Consider the following 15,518-nt stretch of genomic DNA (forward strand, 5'->3'; position numbering starts at 1 on the left):
GTGAACTGTTAATTTTATCACAGCATATCAACTGGAAAGAATCTGCAGTTTGAAAATGTGTTGCGCTCAAATTTCCGGATAAGCGCCACTGCAGCTCCTTCAAAACACCAGTAGCCGCAGTACGTATCATCCGTCCGCTTGTCCGAATCAAACCACGCGGATTCTTTGTTGTCCTCGTACCACTGTGACTGAATATACTCCCGCAGATCTTCCGCAGATCTTTTTTCCTGCAGGGTCTCCATAAATACAGAAGTCGTATCCGGAAAGAGCAGCTTGCTATCTTCGGGCGCATCCTCGGTGCGGCCGTTCTGATAAGAGTAAAGCGTCTGTAGCAGTGCATCCTGTGGAATATATGCAGCAGGCAGCGTGCTTTTGAGGTCAACTTGAAATAGGACCGCAAGAGAAAGCGTGTCCAATACTTCTTGATACGTCAGAGAGCCTTGCGTCTGGACATGTAGCAGATACGCCTGGAAAGTCTGCATGAGGAGGCTTTTTTCGCAGCCCAAGGAGTACTGGGCATAGAACTTATCGTGCATCAAACTGGACAAAAAGCGATGGCATTGTTGAATTTTAGGTAAGGGTTTTTGGTCTGATACCAACTCCTCCAGTTTCTTGCTGAAACGAACGATCCGCGTCTCTTGCTCCCGAAGATAACGCTCAAAATAATCCTGTGTTTTCCTACAATCACGAAGCACTGAAACTCTCCCCTTTCGATACAACGTTTGCGTTATCGTCCAATTTTTCAAATATGACCGGAGTATTGACGTCATCGCCAACACCGACCCGCACCACATAACATCCAACATTGTCATCCAACATGGCTTCCCGAATTTCATCTGCCCGTTCTTTTCCAACTGCACTGTCTAAACGGGCGTTAATCCAGTCTTTGCTCATCTGTTTTCCACCTTTTGTTTCTGCCAACTGAGCGGTATTGTATTTGGCGTCTACGATAATATAAGGCGGCTTCCCTGCTGGGTTATAGTATACTGCGTCAATACCTCCGTGCCCTTTATCGTCCAGACCAGTGACCATGTCAAGGGAAATGCGTTCGTATCCCATCTCACGAAAGATCTGATCAGAGTACATTTCAGCAAAGTTTCCTTTTTGCTTTGTGTCTTCCAATGGAGTGTCCCCCGATTTCACCGCTTCTATCACATCATCCTGCTTCTGGATGTTTTCTAGTTCCTTGGAGGGACACTCCCCGGAGTCGTCAGGCAACTCTGTCTGATACGGCACATCTCCAGAGTCATCCGGAAGATCAAAAGTATCCTTATTCTGGATTTCGGAAGACTTTATCTCGCCAGCGGGAACGTCACCTCTTTCAAAATTGGCCATTATTTCACCCCCCGAATTTCCATCAACTCTTGATACTGCTTCCGGTCCGTTTGGACTTCTTTCGCTGCATAGGATAGTATAATCTGCCGGATCTCCTGCGCAGTATGTTCTGATACCAATAAGGATTCCGTAATTTTACGATCTGCCAATGTTCGGGCCTCTTCTACGCTTACTGTGTCGCGGCGAATTTCCTCCACCAACCGTTTCCCATGTACCAAGCAGTAGAGGACATATCTCTGCTCGGCCGTTGAAAGTGGTTTTTGGTCGATTATCGCATGATACAGTAGCTTTTTTGCCTCTCGACCTGTTTCGCGACGGTCGATCCATGTCCGGATATGGTCTATGCCCTCCCGCTCCAGCAGCGTGCCATCCGGCGCATTTTGGAGTAAGACTTGACACACAGACTCTGCCAGCTGATTTTTGCAGGCTAAAGTGGGCTGATAAGAGAAGCATCTGGCCTCGCCAAAGTAGTCAACTTTGCACAGTACCGGCTCCAGCCAGTGATTTTGATACACCGCGGCCACACCGGTATCCAAGCGGGACAGTTCCACAATTTGGTCGTCGTTTAGTCCCGCGGCCTTCCCCACCAGCATACGGTCGCTCTCATCTGGCAAGCGCAGTACGATCTTGGTATTGGTATTACGAATCACCGCCATATCTAAAAGGCCGGGCGACTGGTCAGCGATGATAAACCCTTCGCCATAAGTACGCATCTCTGCAATGGCATTGGTCAGCATCTCTACCGACTTCCCCTGGAGGTTGGAGCTCTCCTGGCTCTGCTCCATGGAGGTACGCCGCAGCAGGTTATGCGCCTCCTCCAGCACCGTAATGTGGCGCAGACCGCTGTTTGGCTTGTTTGACCCATCTGCCCGCTGTTCCATGCGGTGTTCCTGAAGTTTTAGGATCAAAACACCCATAAGCAAGGCTTTTGTTTCGGAAGAACCCACTCGGCTCAGATCCGCGATGACATTTTTGTCAAATAGCTCACTGTCAGGAAGTTCATCGTAGGCACAAAGAACTTGCCCGTTGATCCCGTTGGTCAAGGATTCCAGCCGGGTCAGTAGCGCGCCCTTATAGTCTCCCTGCGTATCATTGGAAAAGCCCTTGCTGTCCACAACAGTCGGAAGAGCCTTCATTACATCGCGAAAGGTAGGAAACTTCCGCATAGGGCCTGTACAGGTGGAGGAATTTAAGCTCCATCCGCAGCCCTTGTACGCCTGCTCTACAGAGGCCTTCAGGACCGCGGGCATGGCAGCGTACATAGGCCAGCAGGCGTTGAAGATCTCAATCAGCCGGTCGATATGCTCCAGCACATGGGTGTCCTCCGGGAAAGAAAACGGATTCAGGCGCAGAAGCGGTGCCTTATAGGGATTGGTGCCGTAAACCTGAACATTGGAGCAGCCTCCCAGCGCCTCCTTATACTCTCCCTTCGCGGGTTCAATTACAAGGAAATTGGCATCTGCGTCTCCTTCCAGGCACAGCTGATTCAACAGGGTATAAATTGCATTGGATTTGCCTGCGCCAGTAGAGCCGGTAATGAACACATGTGCAGTGAGACTATCCCGGTCCAGGCATACAGGAGCCTTTTCCTCTTGCCGCATGTGGTAGATCCGTCCAAATGGAACGACCGCCTTTTTCGGGTCCTTTGCATACTGGACCACTTCCCGGCCAAAGGGGACGCACTCATATACAGGCAGACCACTGACTGATTTGCGGGGAAAATTGAGGGCATGGGCCAGCTCTGCTCCGGTAAGCGCAGTAGTGACAGATACCTGGGACGGATAAATCAGTTGCTCTGGCTCTTTTTGTACCACTTCCCGGCTCAGCGCGAACTGTGGATGCCGGAGCGCGCGCAGCCAGGGGAAAATTGGAACCGCCTTTCTGGGTTCCCACACATTAATGGCAGCCTGTTCCAGATAGGATTCCTCCCCCTGGGTCAAGGAGAGATACATGTGGGCGACATTCTTGGCCATATCGTAATTGTGAGAGAAAATATACGCTGCAAAATCCCACATCCCGAGGGCGGTGCACTGATCCATGCGCTTTATCTGGCTCTCCAGCATATCCTGAATATGCTTTACACCATAGTCCACATAGGTCTCTGTTGATCCACTGGTGGTACCGCTGGTTTGGGCTCGATTTGAGGAACGGCCAAGGTTGAAGGGCAACAATGTATCTAAAGATGCCCCCACACTTGCGCTTGCGCTTTCCGACAGAGAATCTATAGAACCACGGCTTTTCTGCCAAGTGGCGTAGGGGCTCAACTCGGTGTAGAGCTGGCACAGACGGTTTTGACGCTCCCACAGATTGTCCGCAGGTGTAGCCAGCAGCACAATGGAATACTCGTCAGCTCCTCTCTGTGGGACAACGCCGTCCAGTAGCTTCTCGATACTCTGACTGACAAAATTCTCCGATTTTTCAGACGGCAGATTGGAGACCGCCGCCACAGCGCAGCCGGATAGCCGCTCCCGCAGGGCAAGGGGAATTCCGTCTTGTGTCTCCCCCAATTCTGCGCCGGGGAAATTCCCATAAAATGCGCTCCGAAAACGGCGGCTCAGTCCGTTGACAACCGCGGGCTGATCCAGCTCGTCGCAGTTCTCCACGGCCATGGTGACAGTGCAGCCGGCAGTGGTTCGGGTGTAAATCAGTGCGATGACGCAGCGTTCCTCCGACAGAGCCTGATATACGTTTACCAGCTTGTCCAGATTGTTTTCATTGGAATCCACCGTCCACTTGGTAATGTCAAAAAAACGGATGCGATTTTCCGGAGAAAAATTCTCGTCCGGCCAAGTGACGGGCCAATAGGAGGAGCTTACCAGCGGCAGATAGGTCTGGGTGACCTCCGCGTGAATGGCGTTCAGGCACTTTGAAACGATGTCCAACTTGTCCTGCTCACCGGCGCTCTCTGACTTCAGATAGTTTTTTCGCGCCTGGTCGATCTCGGCGGCCTGTGCCTGGCTTAACTGCGCGGCAGTGGCGATGCCATCCGCCGCCATGGTGAGCGCTTGTTGGGCTACCTCCTTGGCCTGATTGACTTTCTTTTGTATGAAGCCCATGAACGTTCCCCCTTTTTAGGAGTGAAAAAGTCGCACGAGGGCAACGACGGCTACCACCAGCGCAATTGCCGCCGCAATTCCTCCGAAGATGGCAAGCTTTTTCCTCTGGCGCTTCTTCCGATAGACCTCCTCGCTCATCTCCGCCATGTACTCAAAGAATTTGCGGGAGCTGGCGCTGGCCATAAAATCGCGCTCCAGATCCTTCAGGTCCTCCATCGACCACGGCTTGGATTTGCGGGTAACTTTCCCAGTGGTAAAGGCGCGTTCCCCGAACTCCTGCTCCATACGATCCAACTCCGCCTCGGCTTCCGCGCGGCTATACTGCCCCTTCATGACCTTGTCGACAAAGTTAATCCTGGCCTGAATGTTGTCCATAACTCATACCTCCTCATTGTCAAGCTCAAATAGGCGTCTGATCTCCTCTTGGTTTTGGGTAAAGCGAGTATTTAGATCCTCAAGATGCTGGATCTCCTGACTGCACGCCTCCTGCTGTCGTACCAATTCTTGCAAGGTGGGATTGAAGTCCGCAATGCGCGACTCTAGGGCACTGATAAAGGAATCATACCATTTATTCATCATATTTTGCACATTATCCAGATAGCTGTTTGATATTAGGGTTATATTTTCCTTCAACACCGTCTGCATATTATCTGCGCAGGTTTTTGCGTTAAATTCTCTCCCATGCCAGAAGAGAAAACGCCATTCTGATTTGCCTAAATCATTAAAATCAAAAGATATTTCTAATATTTCTGGCTGAGGAAAATTTATAATATGCTCTCGCAGAAATTCCTTTTGTTGTTCGGAAAGTCCCTTGCTCTCGGTAACGAGCTCCGCACAATTCGACGTGAACCAGTTTAAATACATTCTCCAAAATGCGCGACTCTCAGAATATAGGCTATTTGCAATCATCTTCTGCATTTTTTGCATCTCTTTTGTGATCCAACGCTGCATATCCCCATCATTTTTCTTCAACTGCTTCCATTGTGCTGCAATTTGAGGCTTTAAAACATTGGGAGCCATACTGGATTCAAATTTTTCGATTTGTGTGCGGATTTTTTTCTTATATTCAACCGGATCGTCTTGAAGCCTCTTTTCCTTCTCGGCCTCAAGCGCACGAACCAATTCCTGCTCCTTTTCGCTCATTTTGTCCACAATCTGTGCTAACAGCTCCGCTTTTTCCACTTTCTTACGCTCTGCGCAGTCCCTCAGTGTGCGGATTGCTGAGGACAGATAGGTCTGTGCCTGCTGACTTTTATTATAGGCGGCATATTTTTCTGCAAAACGTGAAATCTCATTCTCAACAGCCCATAAGCCACTGTTATGGAGTAGCCGCTGCTGCATATCTTCCCCTTCATTAGCTCTCTCTCCCGCCTCGCAGATAGGTTGGAGGCGGTATTCAGGTAGTTTGTCTGCAAGGAAGAGTTTCGGGTCTCCATCTTGAAACAATGGTGCTTGAGTTTTATATACACGCCGAGTATTGGTATCTACGCAGCAAGTCATATCTGCTTTTTTTGCTCCCAAACCCACCACGGAAGAGACAAAAATCACACTGTTTTGTATGCTGAAATTATCATCTTTGCGGAGATTCTCCTTGAGCGAATCCAAGTCGGTTCGATCTGCCTTGCTAACTACAATCATTGTATTGCTAGTGTCCAGAGCCTCGATACCGGATAACTGTTCCCGGAGCTCCTCTACAGTAGTAGAACTCATATTGTCCGGATCCGTGAGCAGCAGGGGGAGACCGTTGGTCTGTCCTTCCAGCGCTTTCTCCATAGCCTCCTTGTGTTCTTTACGTTTAGCAGCGTTGGGTCCCGGCGTATCGCAGATGGTAAACTGGTAGCGGTCCAGCGGCAAGGTCGAGCCTACGAACGGGGTATCAATCTCGATCCAGTCTGAGATCAAATGGTCTGCAGCGCCGTTTTTCAGGCTGTTGAATTCGTTTAATACCGAGATCAGCCGGCAGACATACGCAGGAGAGGGCCTTACATCTCGAAGCGCAGTGTCCAGGCACCGCTTCAGCTCCAGCTCCGGCAGGAAGGCGCTGTCTTCCAGGTAGTACCCATCCTGGTTAAAACAAATCTGCACCGATTGGTCGCCGTACTGGAACCGAATCACGGTATCAGACCAGGTGCCCCGGGGCAGAGAGGTCACTTTGAATATTTTTGCCGTGGTGGGGCTGGAGGCGGTGGGCAGCAGCTCCTCGCCAATGAGGGCATTGATAAAGGAGGACTTGCCCGCGCTGTACGCACCGGCTACAACAAGTACGACTCCGGAGCGGGACGCGTCCAAATACTTATCAAGATCAGCCTTGATTTTGGAGTCATCTGCGAAGTCTTCGGCCAACCCTTTAAAAATCTCGTCAATCTTTTCCAACACAGCCTCAGACGAGATCATACGGCCGCCGCCGTCGCAGCAGCAGATCTGCTGTTTGACGTCCATCCGCCGGACAATTTCTTTCAGATCCTCCCAGTCTGTATCTGTACCCGAGAAAAATAGGTCCACGCCTTTCCCGTCGGTGCAGCAGTCCTTCAAAATGTAGTCAATGATCTCCTCCGCACAATTTTGCAGGGAACCTTGCTGATACTTTAGGTCGCTAAAAAGCGCGCTCCCTTGGTATAGATCTCCCCACGCTTGGCCTGGTGCGCTGCGGTATCGATAGCGAATCGTCTTCTGATACGGGTTGTAAATGATCTTGACCTGGTTGTTCATCTCTATCTCACTCTCTTTCCAACGCTTAACGCTGCGTATGTTCTATTTTCAACTAATATACGAACCCTGGCTTCGCAGCCACATTTCAATGCCCCTGCCAAACACTTCGGCCTCTACGGTCCATCCAGTTTCATCCCGCTCCACGATTTCCGCTGTGGGCAGCCGGTCCAGCACAGCCTCAATGGACGGCCCTGTATAGTGAAATCGAATCCGTTCCAGCTTTCCGCCGTACATAAACTGTACCCGTTTGCGGAATTCCCCCTCCTGAAAGCGGTCCTTATAGGGGACCTTAAAATGCTCATCCAACAACTGAACATTTCGGATGCGGTCGATCCGGTAGATGGTGGGAAAAAGGTCGTCTGGATTTTCAAAGGTGTCCTTGTCCTCCAGAAATGCGGTCAAGTAAAAATAGTACTCTGAAAACATGATTCCCACCGGCTTTACCCGGCGGCGCACCAGCCTGGGTTCTTTCAGACGTTCATACTCAATTTCCATCATCTGATGGTTCTGTACTGCCTGACTGATCTCCCATAGGCCTGGGAGAAGCCGTTGCTTGTGGTGGGGTTCCACATAGTGGTGTTTCTCATTGGCCAGTAACTCCGTTATCGCCTTTTTGCTCTTCTCTGGTACGCAGCAGGCGATGAGCTTGTCCAGGATAGGAAGCATCTCGTCTTTTCGCATGGAGCGGCTCTCCAATAGGATTTTGCAGACGGCCAAGATCTCGCTGTTATTCAGCAGCGCGCGAGAGGGACTCTCCAGCCGGTAGCCTCTTGCCGCTCGGTCGTAGATGATATCCTGTTGTAGCCCTTCCTCTGCAAAAAAACAGCGCAGCGCTTCCATGTCACGTTGGATGCTCCGCTCCGTGACATGGAAGCGCTGCGCCAGTTCTTTTTTGCGCAAAATATCCCCATTGACTAACTGGGAGTAGATTTTTAAGATGCGGTCAGTCTTTAACGCCGTGCCGTCCATAAACGATCCTCCTACAGAAAGTTATGCGCTATGGAACATATAAAACTATCTTGAAGTTATAATAATATATTTATAGGCTCATGTCAATTTTTGTCGCAATTCGCTACCATAAAAGGGACTTGGAGGAATTGCACATGAAAGACATCTATAAAGAACAATACCGCCAAATCGGCCTGAAAATCGCTTACTACCGTAAGCTCCGGGGCTTGACCCAGGAGGAGCTTGCAGAGCAGGTGGGTGTAACGCCGGCCTTTATTGGCCATTTAGAAGCCCCCAATATTTCAAAAGCCCTGTCACTGGACACATTATTTGATATTGCCGCGGCATTGGATGTGCCTCCCTACAAATTTCTCTACTTCGATGATTTTTGATGAGACCATTATACCATATTGAGTGGACAGCAGTTGTCTCCCTTCCCTAATTTTTCGACATTTTTGACCTCCTCGCAGCCAAATATTTTCCGGAGACGAGGGTGACGCACTATACTAAAGAGCAAAAGAACAGTCAGAGGAATGTTTTCCCCTGGCTGTTCCCCTTCTCAGTGGTTAGCCCCCTGGCTCCGGACATGCCGGTAAAAGGTGCTGGAAGTCATGTTCAGCCGCTTCATGGCCTCTACTGCTGTGAAGTCTCCTTTCCTCCAGCGGGCGACCACCGCATCAAAATTTGGGGGCGAGATGGGCTTTCGACCCGTGTATTTCCCCTGTGCCCGGGCAATGGCAATACCCTCCCGCTGCCGCTGGAGGATGTACTCCCGCTCCAGCTCCGCCACCGCGCCGAATACAGTGAGCATAAACTTGCCGGTGGGCGTGGTGGTGTCGATGGCCTCCTTCTGGGAGACAAATTCCACCCCTTTCTCGGTGAGCCGCTCCACCAGCTCCAGCAGGTCGCGGGTATTGCGTGCAAACCGGCTGATGGACTCCACAACCACGGTATCTCCTCTGCGCACATACTCCAGCATCCGGCGCATCTCCGGCCTGTCGGCGCTCTTCCCGCTCATGCGGTCAATATAGACCTCATCGACTCCGAGCGCCTCCATCAGAACCTCCTGCCGGGCGGTGTTCTGGTCCAACGTACTAATTCGGATGTATCCAATTTTCAATGATTCGACTCCTTTCCTCTTGTGAATGGAGAATGGCCGTGGTATAATATGGCCACAGGAGGTGGGCGTATGCCAAAGATCATTCCCATTCGTGATTTGAAAAATACCACCGCCATTTCCGAGTGCTGCCATGCGGTGGGCGAGCCGATTTTCGTCACAAAGAACGGATACGGCGATATGGTGGTGATGAGTATGGAAGCGTACGAGGAGCGCATGCGAATGCTGGACGTGTACGCGAAACTGGCCTCCGCCGAACAGCAGGTGGCATCCGGACAGGTTCTCTCCGCCGAAGACTCTCTGAAAGGGCTGAGAGAGAAGTATGGCCTATAAGCTCATTGTCACCCAGAAGGCGCACCAGGATCTGGACGATGCTCTGGGGTACATTGCCCGGAAGCTGGCAAACCCGAAAGCCGCCGCTAATCTGTTGGATCAGGTGGAAAAGTGCTACGGCCAGCTGCGCCGGTTTCCATTTCTATATGAGTGCTGCCAGGATACGCGCTTGAAAGAGATGGGCTACCGGAAAACCGTGATTGGAAATTATATCCTGGTTTTTCGCCCCGTGGAGCAGGAGCAGATGGTCTATGTGCTTCGCTTTTTCTACGGGGGACAGGACTATCCAAAACAGCTATGATGATTCCCATTGGGGCCGGTTTTGGATTTGGCATGTGTCAAATCTTTAAAACCAACCCCAATGGGATACTTTTATGCCCTGCCAATCGGGTACACCCCAATGGCACAGAGATTCCTCTGATTTACAGCTCGCCGCAGTAGGGGTACTCCTCCAATTCTTCCGGGGAAAATCCCTCCGACAGCAGAAAGTCGATCTCGTCCGGGGAGCAGCCGAAGGCGCCCGCCACCGATTTCAGTTCCTGAATGTACTCCGACTCCGCAGGATCAAGAGCCGGCGTCGCGTAGCGGGAGGAAGGAGACCAGGAAACGCCGTATGGAACGCGCCACTGGGGAAACAGACGGCTGGCATCGAATGCCGCCTGGGAGAAGCAGCCGTCAGAGGACACTTTCAGGATGTCGCCCGCTCGGAGCATCACTTTCTCCGGGCGTAAATTCGCAGGCAGATTCAGCATCCGGACACTACCACGCAGAATTGCCTCTGTGGAGGCATAGACCAAAAGCTTTGCATCTGTATAGTGGTAGATACATAGGGGGTTGTCCCCCTTGACAAAGTAGAGGTTGTCCGCACCGTCCAGTACGGTGAAGGTGAAAGAGCCGGATACTTGCTCGGCCATGTTACGCAGGCTGGAGAAGTCAAGCCGGTTTTGCCGCTGGAGCAACTGCACCGCAATATAGCTGTCCGTCTGGATTTTAGTCTTTGGAAGATGGAGGGAATCGCGCAGCGCCACATCATTGTACAAAACCCCGTTGTGAGCCAGAGCGAAATCCACCGCACCGGTCCTGCCGGGGAAGGGGTGGTTGTTATAGTTTCTCCGCGCACTCCCCTGCGTCGTCATACGGGTATGGCCCATGATGACGGCGGCGTCCCCCGGAATGTGGAAGCGCATCCTGTGCGCGACCACGGGCCGCTTGTAGATACGGAGCCTTCCTCCGCTGTTGTAGGCGACTCCCGTGGCGTCTGTGCCCCGAACCTCACAGGCCGACGCGAGGTTGTACAGCGCCAGAGATTTGTGCCGTCCACTCATCCGGCGTCCGTAGTCCATCAGGCCAAATAAGCAGCACATTATAGCTCCACCTCGCTCTCTACCGCTTCATTGACATACAGACGTCTCTCTTTCAGATACTGGACCAGCTCCGGGGCCGTACATCCGGCAACGAATGTGGTCCAGGACAAAGCTTTTACCTCCTCATCAGACAGAAAAAGGGCCACATCGCAGATTCGGTCAACGAGCTGCAATGTGGCCATCACCGTATTATATTTCAATGTCCCGCGGAACATCCGGAACTCAATGGTGCTGTAATTCTGGAGGTTGACGCAAGTATATCGTCCGCCGTGATACCCCTTTTTGGCGTGATTCAGGATCTCACGGGGCTGTTCCTTGTACCCATATCGAGCAGCCCACTGCTCTAACTGGCGCGGGGTCCTCCGGCTGAACTTGAGCAGTTCCTCCCAGTGTTTTTCAACGAAGTACAAGATTCTGGCAATGCAGGCGTCCTGCTGGCCCTCTGCTTCTCCAAATGCACGGCGGCTTACATGGATATGCAGGCCGCACGTCCCTGCCTGATGGCTCTTGTAGCCCAGCTCCGCCGCTTTGCGGAGAAGCTCTGCCCATGGTACTTCGCTCTGGTGATAGGCCAGCGTCATCGGATGGGTCACCAACTCAAACCCATCGTTCAGAGAGCCGTCGTGCTTGCAGTAAAAATACTCCGCGCCGCTTCCGTTTGCCGTCTCCAAAATCGAGCGGGCATTGTGGTCACATTCCCCGCCCTCGTCAATCTCCAATTCCACACCCATGAAGCGCTCTCCCTCCCCGTAGAAAATCGGAGTGGGCTTATAGTAGTAGTCCTGAATGATCCGCCCATGGGTGTGATTTTCATGGCAGTCATAGCAGAGGGGGGCGTCCTCGTCGTCATCCTCATAGTAGACGTCATCCACATGCAAGATGCGGCCGCACCGGTCACAGGATGTGTAGTAGCGGTCATAGCAGCTCTGGCAGAGCGGCGTATCCTCGTCCCCGGCGTTATCGTCGCGCCAGATGCGGGTATAGCAGTGGGAGCACAAAACGGTGTTCTCCTCCGCACAGGTTGCGCACAGTTCTTCCTCATCCAGACAGCAGCATTCATCTCTCGGAGTGACCTCGCCACAGTGGGAACAGATAAAGGTGTTTTCACGCATAATTTAGTCCTCCCTTAAAATCAAAAGGCCGGAGTCTGTCTGTAAAAACAGCTCCAGCGAGTGGAAATAATGTTGAAAGCGGGTCAGCTGACCCGGCGTCAGGTCTGTAAAAGAGTCTGAATCGGGCGTGATCCCACAGAGAAAGCAGGGGCCGTATACGACATCGTATACGCCCCCTGTTTCCGGATGGTACAAGACCCGGTTTGGCGGCAGATTGAGCAGTTTTCCCTCATCGTTGCAGATCAGGGCCACGGGTTCCTCGAAGGGATAAAGGGCCTGGATTGTTCCCCCAACGGCGGCCTGCATTGCAACAAGCGTGTTGGGGATCTGTTCTGTCCTTGGACGTTCTCCCGGTTCAAGTTTCAGAATTTTCGTTTAGTTTCTCCTCCTTCAAAATCAGATCGATGGCGGCACATAATGCAGCAGCCGCACCAGCGATGAGAACCGCCCATATATCGCTGGGGGTAAAGGTCAGTTTATCATTGGGGATCGCCCTCCTTTCGCATAGAGATGGGTACGCAGGTCAGGCGCTGCTCATAAGCGTTCCAAGCAGCCGCCACAGGATCGTGCGGATTGCCAGTAAAATTGTGCGAAGCATGTTTGTTTTCCCTCCTCTTTTCGGTATATTTGGGGCAGTGGGATGAAAAAGGTATGTGCTTCTCTTCAAATCCGCCCCAAAACAAAATAGGCCCCAGTTCCCGTCAGCGACTGAAAATACGGGAACTGGGGCCTATCTGTTCAATAATATATGATTACAGAAGGACAAAATAACGCCAAACAAACTGATAAGGGAAGCGGCTTTAGTGCAGGCAGTTTCCCGCCTACAATTGTTTCGCGAAAGGAGAAAACTTATTATGAAAGGCACTGATATGAGTTTTGAGTTTGAGGATAAGATGACAGAAGTTGAATATGAGTACTTGACCCCCAAGGAAGTAATGGCAATTTTATGTATTGGCCGTAACAAATTTTATGAACTCGTTAACTCAGGAAAGCTCCCTGCGTCTCGTATAGGAAAACTGTGGAGAGTCAAACGGAATGATATCGAGGCGCTTTTCACTTAAATGGGCAGATGGGCGGATGAGCAGAACAAAACTGATTTTTGTCCTAAAAGGGACATGATAACGAGGCTATTTTAAAAGAGATTTCCAACTGCTCATCCGCCCATCTGCCTTTCCTCAAATCACGGTATCAAATAACGATAACAGAACGGATTAAATCGTGCGGCGGTTATGATAGCGGCGTTTATATACCATTCTTTTGATGGATAGTCTGCCCAAAACGGCGGACCCTGCAAATCACATATATTTATTCCAAAGCAGTTCTGAAATAGATTTTTCTCTTGCTGAGGAAAGTCAGAAACTATTTTACAAAAAACTTCAATACTGGCCTGCCATGATGATATGTCGCTAAAGCTATCATAAATAGTGAAGTTCCACCGCTCAATGTCATCATCATCATCGTCATCATCGTCTAGGTTAAAAAGCGAAGGGGCAAGATAGACTGTCTGAAACGCTGCCGTGTGTTTATTAAACAGCTCGAATGAAGCTCTGTAATCTACTTGGCTATAAATATCATTTGTACTCGTATGTAGGCACGCGAGGACACAGGTAGAGTATACCAAAGCGTTTAGTATGCTCTGATAATGTAAATCTGTAAGGTGATAATTCTGCAGCTTTTTCGACCTGCCAATTCTTTGCGGAAACGAAAGAAATTCGACAAAGTCCTCATGTGTTTTCAGTTTTTTGATCGCATTGGGATATTGGCTTCTTTTTTGTTTTAAGAAATCCGTTATATACGACTCGACTGAAAATCGTTTGGAAAATGTGGTAATAATTCGAGACTGATTGTCAATTGTTTTCTCGTGTGAATCGCAAACTGAGAAAATGTCTGCCGGGCAACCGCCATCAATCTCACAGTTGTTATAAAATGCAAACAGTAAATATGGTAGGAGCGCAACTATCTTTGGCTTGTTGCTTAACCCATACATAGCATAACGAGGTTGAAATTTGCGCATTTTGAAATGATCGTTTATATGAGAATAGCTCTTGCGGGACTCTGCGGTAGACCAATGGAAATCTTCATTTTCAAAGTTCCAATTTTCAACAAGCGCTTTTTGTGTTACTTGTGCTTCCTCCGCGGTTGCCGGCCTCACTTGATACTCATGGCATTCGATGAGTGCCTCCAAATATTTTCCGCAGCGTTCAATTACAGGTGACAAAGAGTCATTTGGCTCATTCGCTCTTCTGGTATACTTTACGGTTTCCTTTATTTCTTCCATAGCTTCGTTGAGAATATCAGATTCTGTAGCGGCAATATTGTCCTTCAATTTTTTCTTTAAAATGGTCGCCTCCTTGTCAATGTCAAAATTTTTGGAGTATTGTGTATCCGCGTATGGTCCTGAACTAGAAAATAATCTTCCGTTATTGTACCATCAAGCATGTCAATGGCCATGACAACAGCTTATCAACCAATAAGGAGGATATGACAATGTCAATTCCCAATATGGATCAAATTGTGGGGGCTCTTTCGAAAGGGAACCGAAATAGGCTTGGAATCATCTCTCAACCCGCTGGCGGCCCGTTATTTCTGTGGAGACGCTGCCGCTTTCAAATTGTCAGTCTTGATATTTTTCTCAACGGGACTCATTGGGATAAGTCCAGCTTTACGGAAAATGTGTTCCTGAAACAAGCTAGGGGCAGCAAGCCCGCATGGTATGTGTTAGCGGACGCTGATTTAAACTGTACACGTTCTTCTTTGGACGGTGTACAATCCGACCTTACGATTTACGCCATGATGGTGCCGACAAAGCCGAACAGCCATGACCCGAATAATAGCGATGTGGAGCAAAATATTCCCATTTGTCTTAAAGCGCTATTCAACCAATTTGGTTCAGCTGCCGCACTGATCCAAGATCAGAACATTGCGCTGTTGTGGCAAGCGGAAAGGGATGCTCTATTAAGCAAGTATTCCCACATGGGTATCCAAACAAAAAAGGTGCACGCGGAGGATACGACTAATGAAGGTGGACTTTTGGAAGACGTTCAATACTGAGCTATCGCCAAATGAAGCTCATTGGGAAATACCCAGAAGCATCGAAGACGTTCGTTCAGTGGAAGACCAAATGGATGTTCTCTCCTGCCTCGCCCTACTGACTCCTGAGCCTGAGGCTCCACCCCCGCCCCCTAAAGGGGCTGTGCTCAGCAGCGCAAGAGAATGTATGTATCCTGTACAAAGTCTTTTGCTGCTCACCGGTACAGCCAACGATCCCCCTATGGGTGAATTATGCTGTGAACCCGACATAGACTGCGGGGATCCAATTGAATGCACAGATATGCTGCTTCCACTGCCCGGCCATGTACTCCGGCCTCGACCGCCAGATATTTCTGGCGGCCTTGGTCGGAACCGGCAGAAGCGCGATATCGTGGACCTTGCTACGAAAATAAGTAGCGAGGGCGTGAACCTTGACAAACAGGCTTTCAACGCCTCATGAAAAACCATCGCAGCACAAAAAGCGGCAGGCCAAAACCTGTCGCCGGCCGAAGTA

16 protein-coding genes are annotated in these 15,518 nt (G+C 50.3%); 5 read left to right on the forward strand and 11 right to left on the reverse strand.

What is annotated here, in order from left to right; all coding sequences use genetic code 11:
- Positions 1-17: 17 nt before the first annotated feature.
- From B5E43_RS11650 to B5E43_RS11670, 6 genes are read right to left on the reverse strand one after another with little or no spacing between them, the layout of a single operon-like run.
- A complete protein-coding gene (locus B5E43_RS11650) occupies positions 18-695 on the reverse strand; it encodes a PoNe immunity protein domain-containing protein (RefSeq protein ID WP_158099048.1) in 678 nt (225 codons plus the stop codon).
- Entirely contained in the window at positions 685-1,335 is a 651-nt protein-coding gene (locus B5E43_RS15155; RefSeq protein WP_158099049.1) for a hypothetical protein, read from the reverse strand. Before B5E43_RS15155 ends, B5E43_RS11650 begins: the two co-directional genes overlap by 11 nt.
- Entirely contained in the window at positions 1,335-4,391 is a 3,057-nt protein-coding gene (locus B5E43_RS11655) for an ATP-binding protein (protein ID WP_087396909.1), read from the reverse strand. The genes B5E43_RS15155 and B5E43_RS11655 overlap by 1 nt, the downstream gene beginning before the upstream one ends.
- A gap of 15 nt (positions 4,392-4,406) precedes the next feature.
- Positions 4,407-4,766 (reverse strand): hypothetical protein, encoded by a 360-nt coding sequence (locus B5E43_RS11660; RefSeq protein ID WP_087396911.1) that lies wholly within the window; start codon positions 4,764-4,766, stop codon positions 4,407-4,409.
- Positions 4,767-4,769: 3 nt separating this feature from the next.
- Positions 4,770-7,100 (reverse strand): dynamin family protein, encoded by a 2,331-nt coding sequence (locus B5E43_RS11665; RefSeq protein ID WP_087396914.1) that lies wholly within the window; start codon positions 7,098-7,100, stop codon positions 4,770-4,772.
- A 48-nt stretch (positions 7,101-7,148) separates the two neighbouring features.
- Complete coding sequence (locus B5E43_RS11670; protein WP_087396916.1) at positions 7,149-8,069, reverse strand: WYL domain-containing protein; 921 nt, start codon at positions 8,067-8,069, stop codon at positions 7,149-7,151.
- A gap of 134 nt (positions 8,070-8,203) precedes the next feature.
- On the opposite strand from B5E43_RS11670, the gene B5E43_RS11675 reads away from it, so the two are divergent.
- Positions 8,204-8,440 carry a helix-turn-helix transcriptional regulator gene (locus B5E43_RS11675; protein ID WP_087396918.1) on the forward strand — a complete coding sequence of 79 codons (237 nt, stop codon included), beginning with the start codon at positions 8,204-8,206 and terminating at the stop codon, positions 8,438-8,440.
- A 167-nt stretch (positions 8,441-8,607) separates the two neighbouring features.
- Here the strand turns inward: B5E43_RS11675 and B5E43_RS11680 are convergent, their stop codons facing one another.
- Complete coding sequence (locus B5E43_RS11680; protein ID WP_087396920.1) at positions 8,608-9,168, reverse strand: recombinase family protein; 561 nt, start codon at positions 9,166-9,168, stop codon at positions 8,608-8,610.
- A gap of 69 nt (positions 9,169-9,237) precedes the next feature.
- Here B5E43_RS11680 and B5E43_RS11685 point away from each other — a divergent pair, with 69 nt between their 5' ends.
- Together B5E43_RS11685 and B5E43_RS11690 are read left to right on the forward strand one after the other, a co-directional pair.
- Positions 9,238-9,498, forward strand: a complete 261-nt coding sequence (locus B5E43_RS11685) for a type II toxin-antitoxin system Phd/YefM family antitoxin (RefSeq protein ID WP_087396922.1) — start codon at positions 9,238-9,240, stop codon at positions 9,496-9,498.
- Positions 9,488-9,799, forward strand: coding sequence for a type II toxin-antitoxin system RelE/ParE family toxin (locus B5E43_RS11690; RefSeq protein ID WP_087396924.1), 312 nt, complete (start codon positions 9,488-9,490; stop codon positions 9,797-9,799). Before B5E43_RS11685 ends, B5E43_RS11690 begins: the two co-directional genes overlap by 11 nt.
- A gap of 121 nt (positions 9,800-9,920) precedes the next feature.
- On the opposite strand, the gene B5E43_RS11695 is transcribed toward B5E43_RS11690, so the two are convergent.
- Genes B5E43_RS11695 through B5E43_RS11705 form a run of 3 tightly spaced genes read right to left on the reverse strand, consistent with a single transcriptional unit; the run spans position 9,921 to position 12,343 of the window.
- The gene (locus tag B5E43_RS11695) at positions 9,921-10,862 is read right to left on the reverse strand and encodes a hypothetical protein (protein ID WP_087396926.1); all 942 of its coding nucleotides are present in this window, start codon (positions 10,860-10,862) and stop codon (positions 9,921-9,923) included.
- The gene (locus B5E43_RS11700) at positions 10,862-11,974 is read right to left on the reverse strand and encodes an amidoligase family protein (RefSeq protein WP_087396928.1); all 1,113 of its coding nucleotides are present in this window, start codon (positions 11,972-11,974) and stop codon (positions 10,862-10,864) included. Before B5E43_RS11700 ends, B5E43_RS11695 begins: the two co-directional genes overlap by 1 nt.
- A 3-nt stretch (positions 11,975-11,977) precedes the next feature.
- Complete coding sequence (locus B5E43_RS11705) at positions 11,978-12,343, reverse strand: DUF3846 domain-containing protein (protein WP_087396930.1); 366 nt, start codon at positions 12,341-12,343, stop codon at positions 11,978-11,980.
- Between the two features lie 485 nt (positions 12,344-12,828).
- On the opposite strand from B5E43_RS11705, the gene B5E43_RS11710 reads away from it, so the two are divergent.
- Positions 12,829-13,035, forward strand: coding sequence for a helix-turn-helix domain-containing protein (locus B5E43_RS11710; protein ID WP_087396932.1), 207 nt, complete (start codon positions 12,829-12,831; stop codon positions 13,033-13,035).
- Between the two features lie 119 nt (positions 13,036-13,154).
- On the opposite strand, the gene B5E43_RS11715 is transcribed toward B5E43_RS11710, so the two are convergent.
- Positions 13,155-14,300, reverse strand: a complete 1,146-nt coding sequence (locus B5E43_RS11715; protein WP_087396934.1) for a hypothetical protein — start codon at positions 14,298-14,300, stop codon at positions 13,155-13,157.
- A gap of 161 nt (positions 14,301-14,461) precedes the next feature.
- On the opposite strand from B5E43_RS11715, the gene B5E43_RS11720 reads away from it, so the two are divergent.
- Positions 14,462-15,025: a hypothetical protein gene (locus B5E43_RS11720; protein ID WP_087396935.1), complete on the forward strand. Its 564-nt coding sequence runs from the start codon at positions 14,462-14,464 to the stop codon at positions 15,023-15,025.
- Positions 15,026-15,518 lie beyond the last annotated feature (493 nt).

The organism is Flavonifractor sp. An100, from assembly GCF_002161175.1.
Lineage (GTDB): Bacteria > Bacillota > Clostridia > Oscillospirales > Oscillospiraceae > Lawsonibacter.

What these genes read in the sequence shown, in the direction of transcription:
- B5E43_RS15155 (WP_158099049.1), bottom strand. Translation starts at nt 1,335, where the DNA reads ATGGCCAATTTTGAAAGAGGTGACGTTCCCGCTGGCGAGATAAAGTCT.
- B5E43_RS11655 (WP_087396909.1), bottom strand. Translation starts at nt 4,391, where the DNA reads ATGGGCTTCATACAAAAGAAAGTCAATCAGGCCAAGGAGGTAGCCCAA.
- B5E43_RS11660 (WP_087396911.1), bottom strand. Translation starts at nt 4,766, where the DNA reads ATGGACAACATTCAGGCCAGGATTAACTTTGTCGACAAGGTCATGAAG.
- B5E43_RS11665 (WP_087396914.1), bottom strand. Translation starts at nt 7,100, where the DNA reads ATGAACAACCAGGTCAAGATCATTTACAACCCGTATCAGAAGACGATT.
- B5E43_RS11670 (WP_087396916.1), bottom strand. Translation starts at nt 8,069, where the DNA reads ATGGACGGCACGGCGTTAAAGACTGACCGCATCTTAAAAATCTACTCC.
- B5E43_RS11675 (WP_087396918.1), top strand. Translation starts at nt 8,204, where the DNA reads ATGAAAGACATCTATAAAGAACAATACCGCCAAATCGGCCTGAAAATC.
- B5E43_RS11685 (WP_087396922.1), top strand. Translation starts at nt 9,238, where the DNA reads ATGCCAAAGATCATTCCCATTCGTGATTTGAAAAATACCACCGCCATT.
- B5E43_RS11690 (WP_087396924.1), top strand. Translation starts at nt 9,488, where the DNA reads ATGGCCTATAAGCTCATTGTCACCCAGAAGGCGCACCAGGATCTGGAC.
- B5E43_RS11695 (WP_087396926.1), bottom strand. Translation starts at nt 10,862, where the DNA reads ATGTGCTGCTTATTTGGCCTGATGGACTACGGACGCCGGATGAGTGGA.
- B5E43_RS11700 (WP_087396928.1), bottom strand. Translation starts at nt 11,974, where the DNA reads ATGCGTGAAAACACCTTTATCTGTTCCCACTGTGGCGAGGTCACTCCG.
- B5E43_RS11710 (WP_087396932.1), top strand. Translation starts at nt 12,829, where the DNA reads ATGAAAGGCACTGATATGAGTTTTGAGTTTGAGGATAAGATGACAGAA.
- B5E43_RS11720 (WP_087396935.1), top strand. Translation starts at nt 14,462, where the DNA reads ATGTCAATTCCCAATATGGATCAAATTGTGGGGGCTCTTTCGAAAGGG.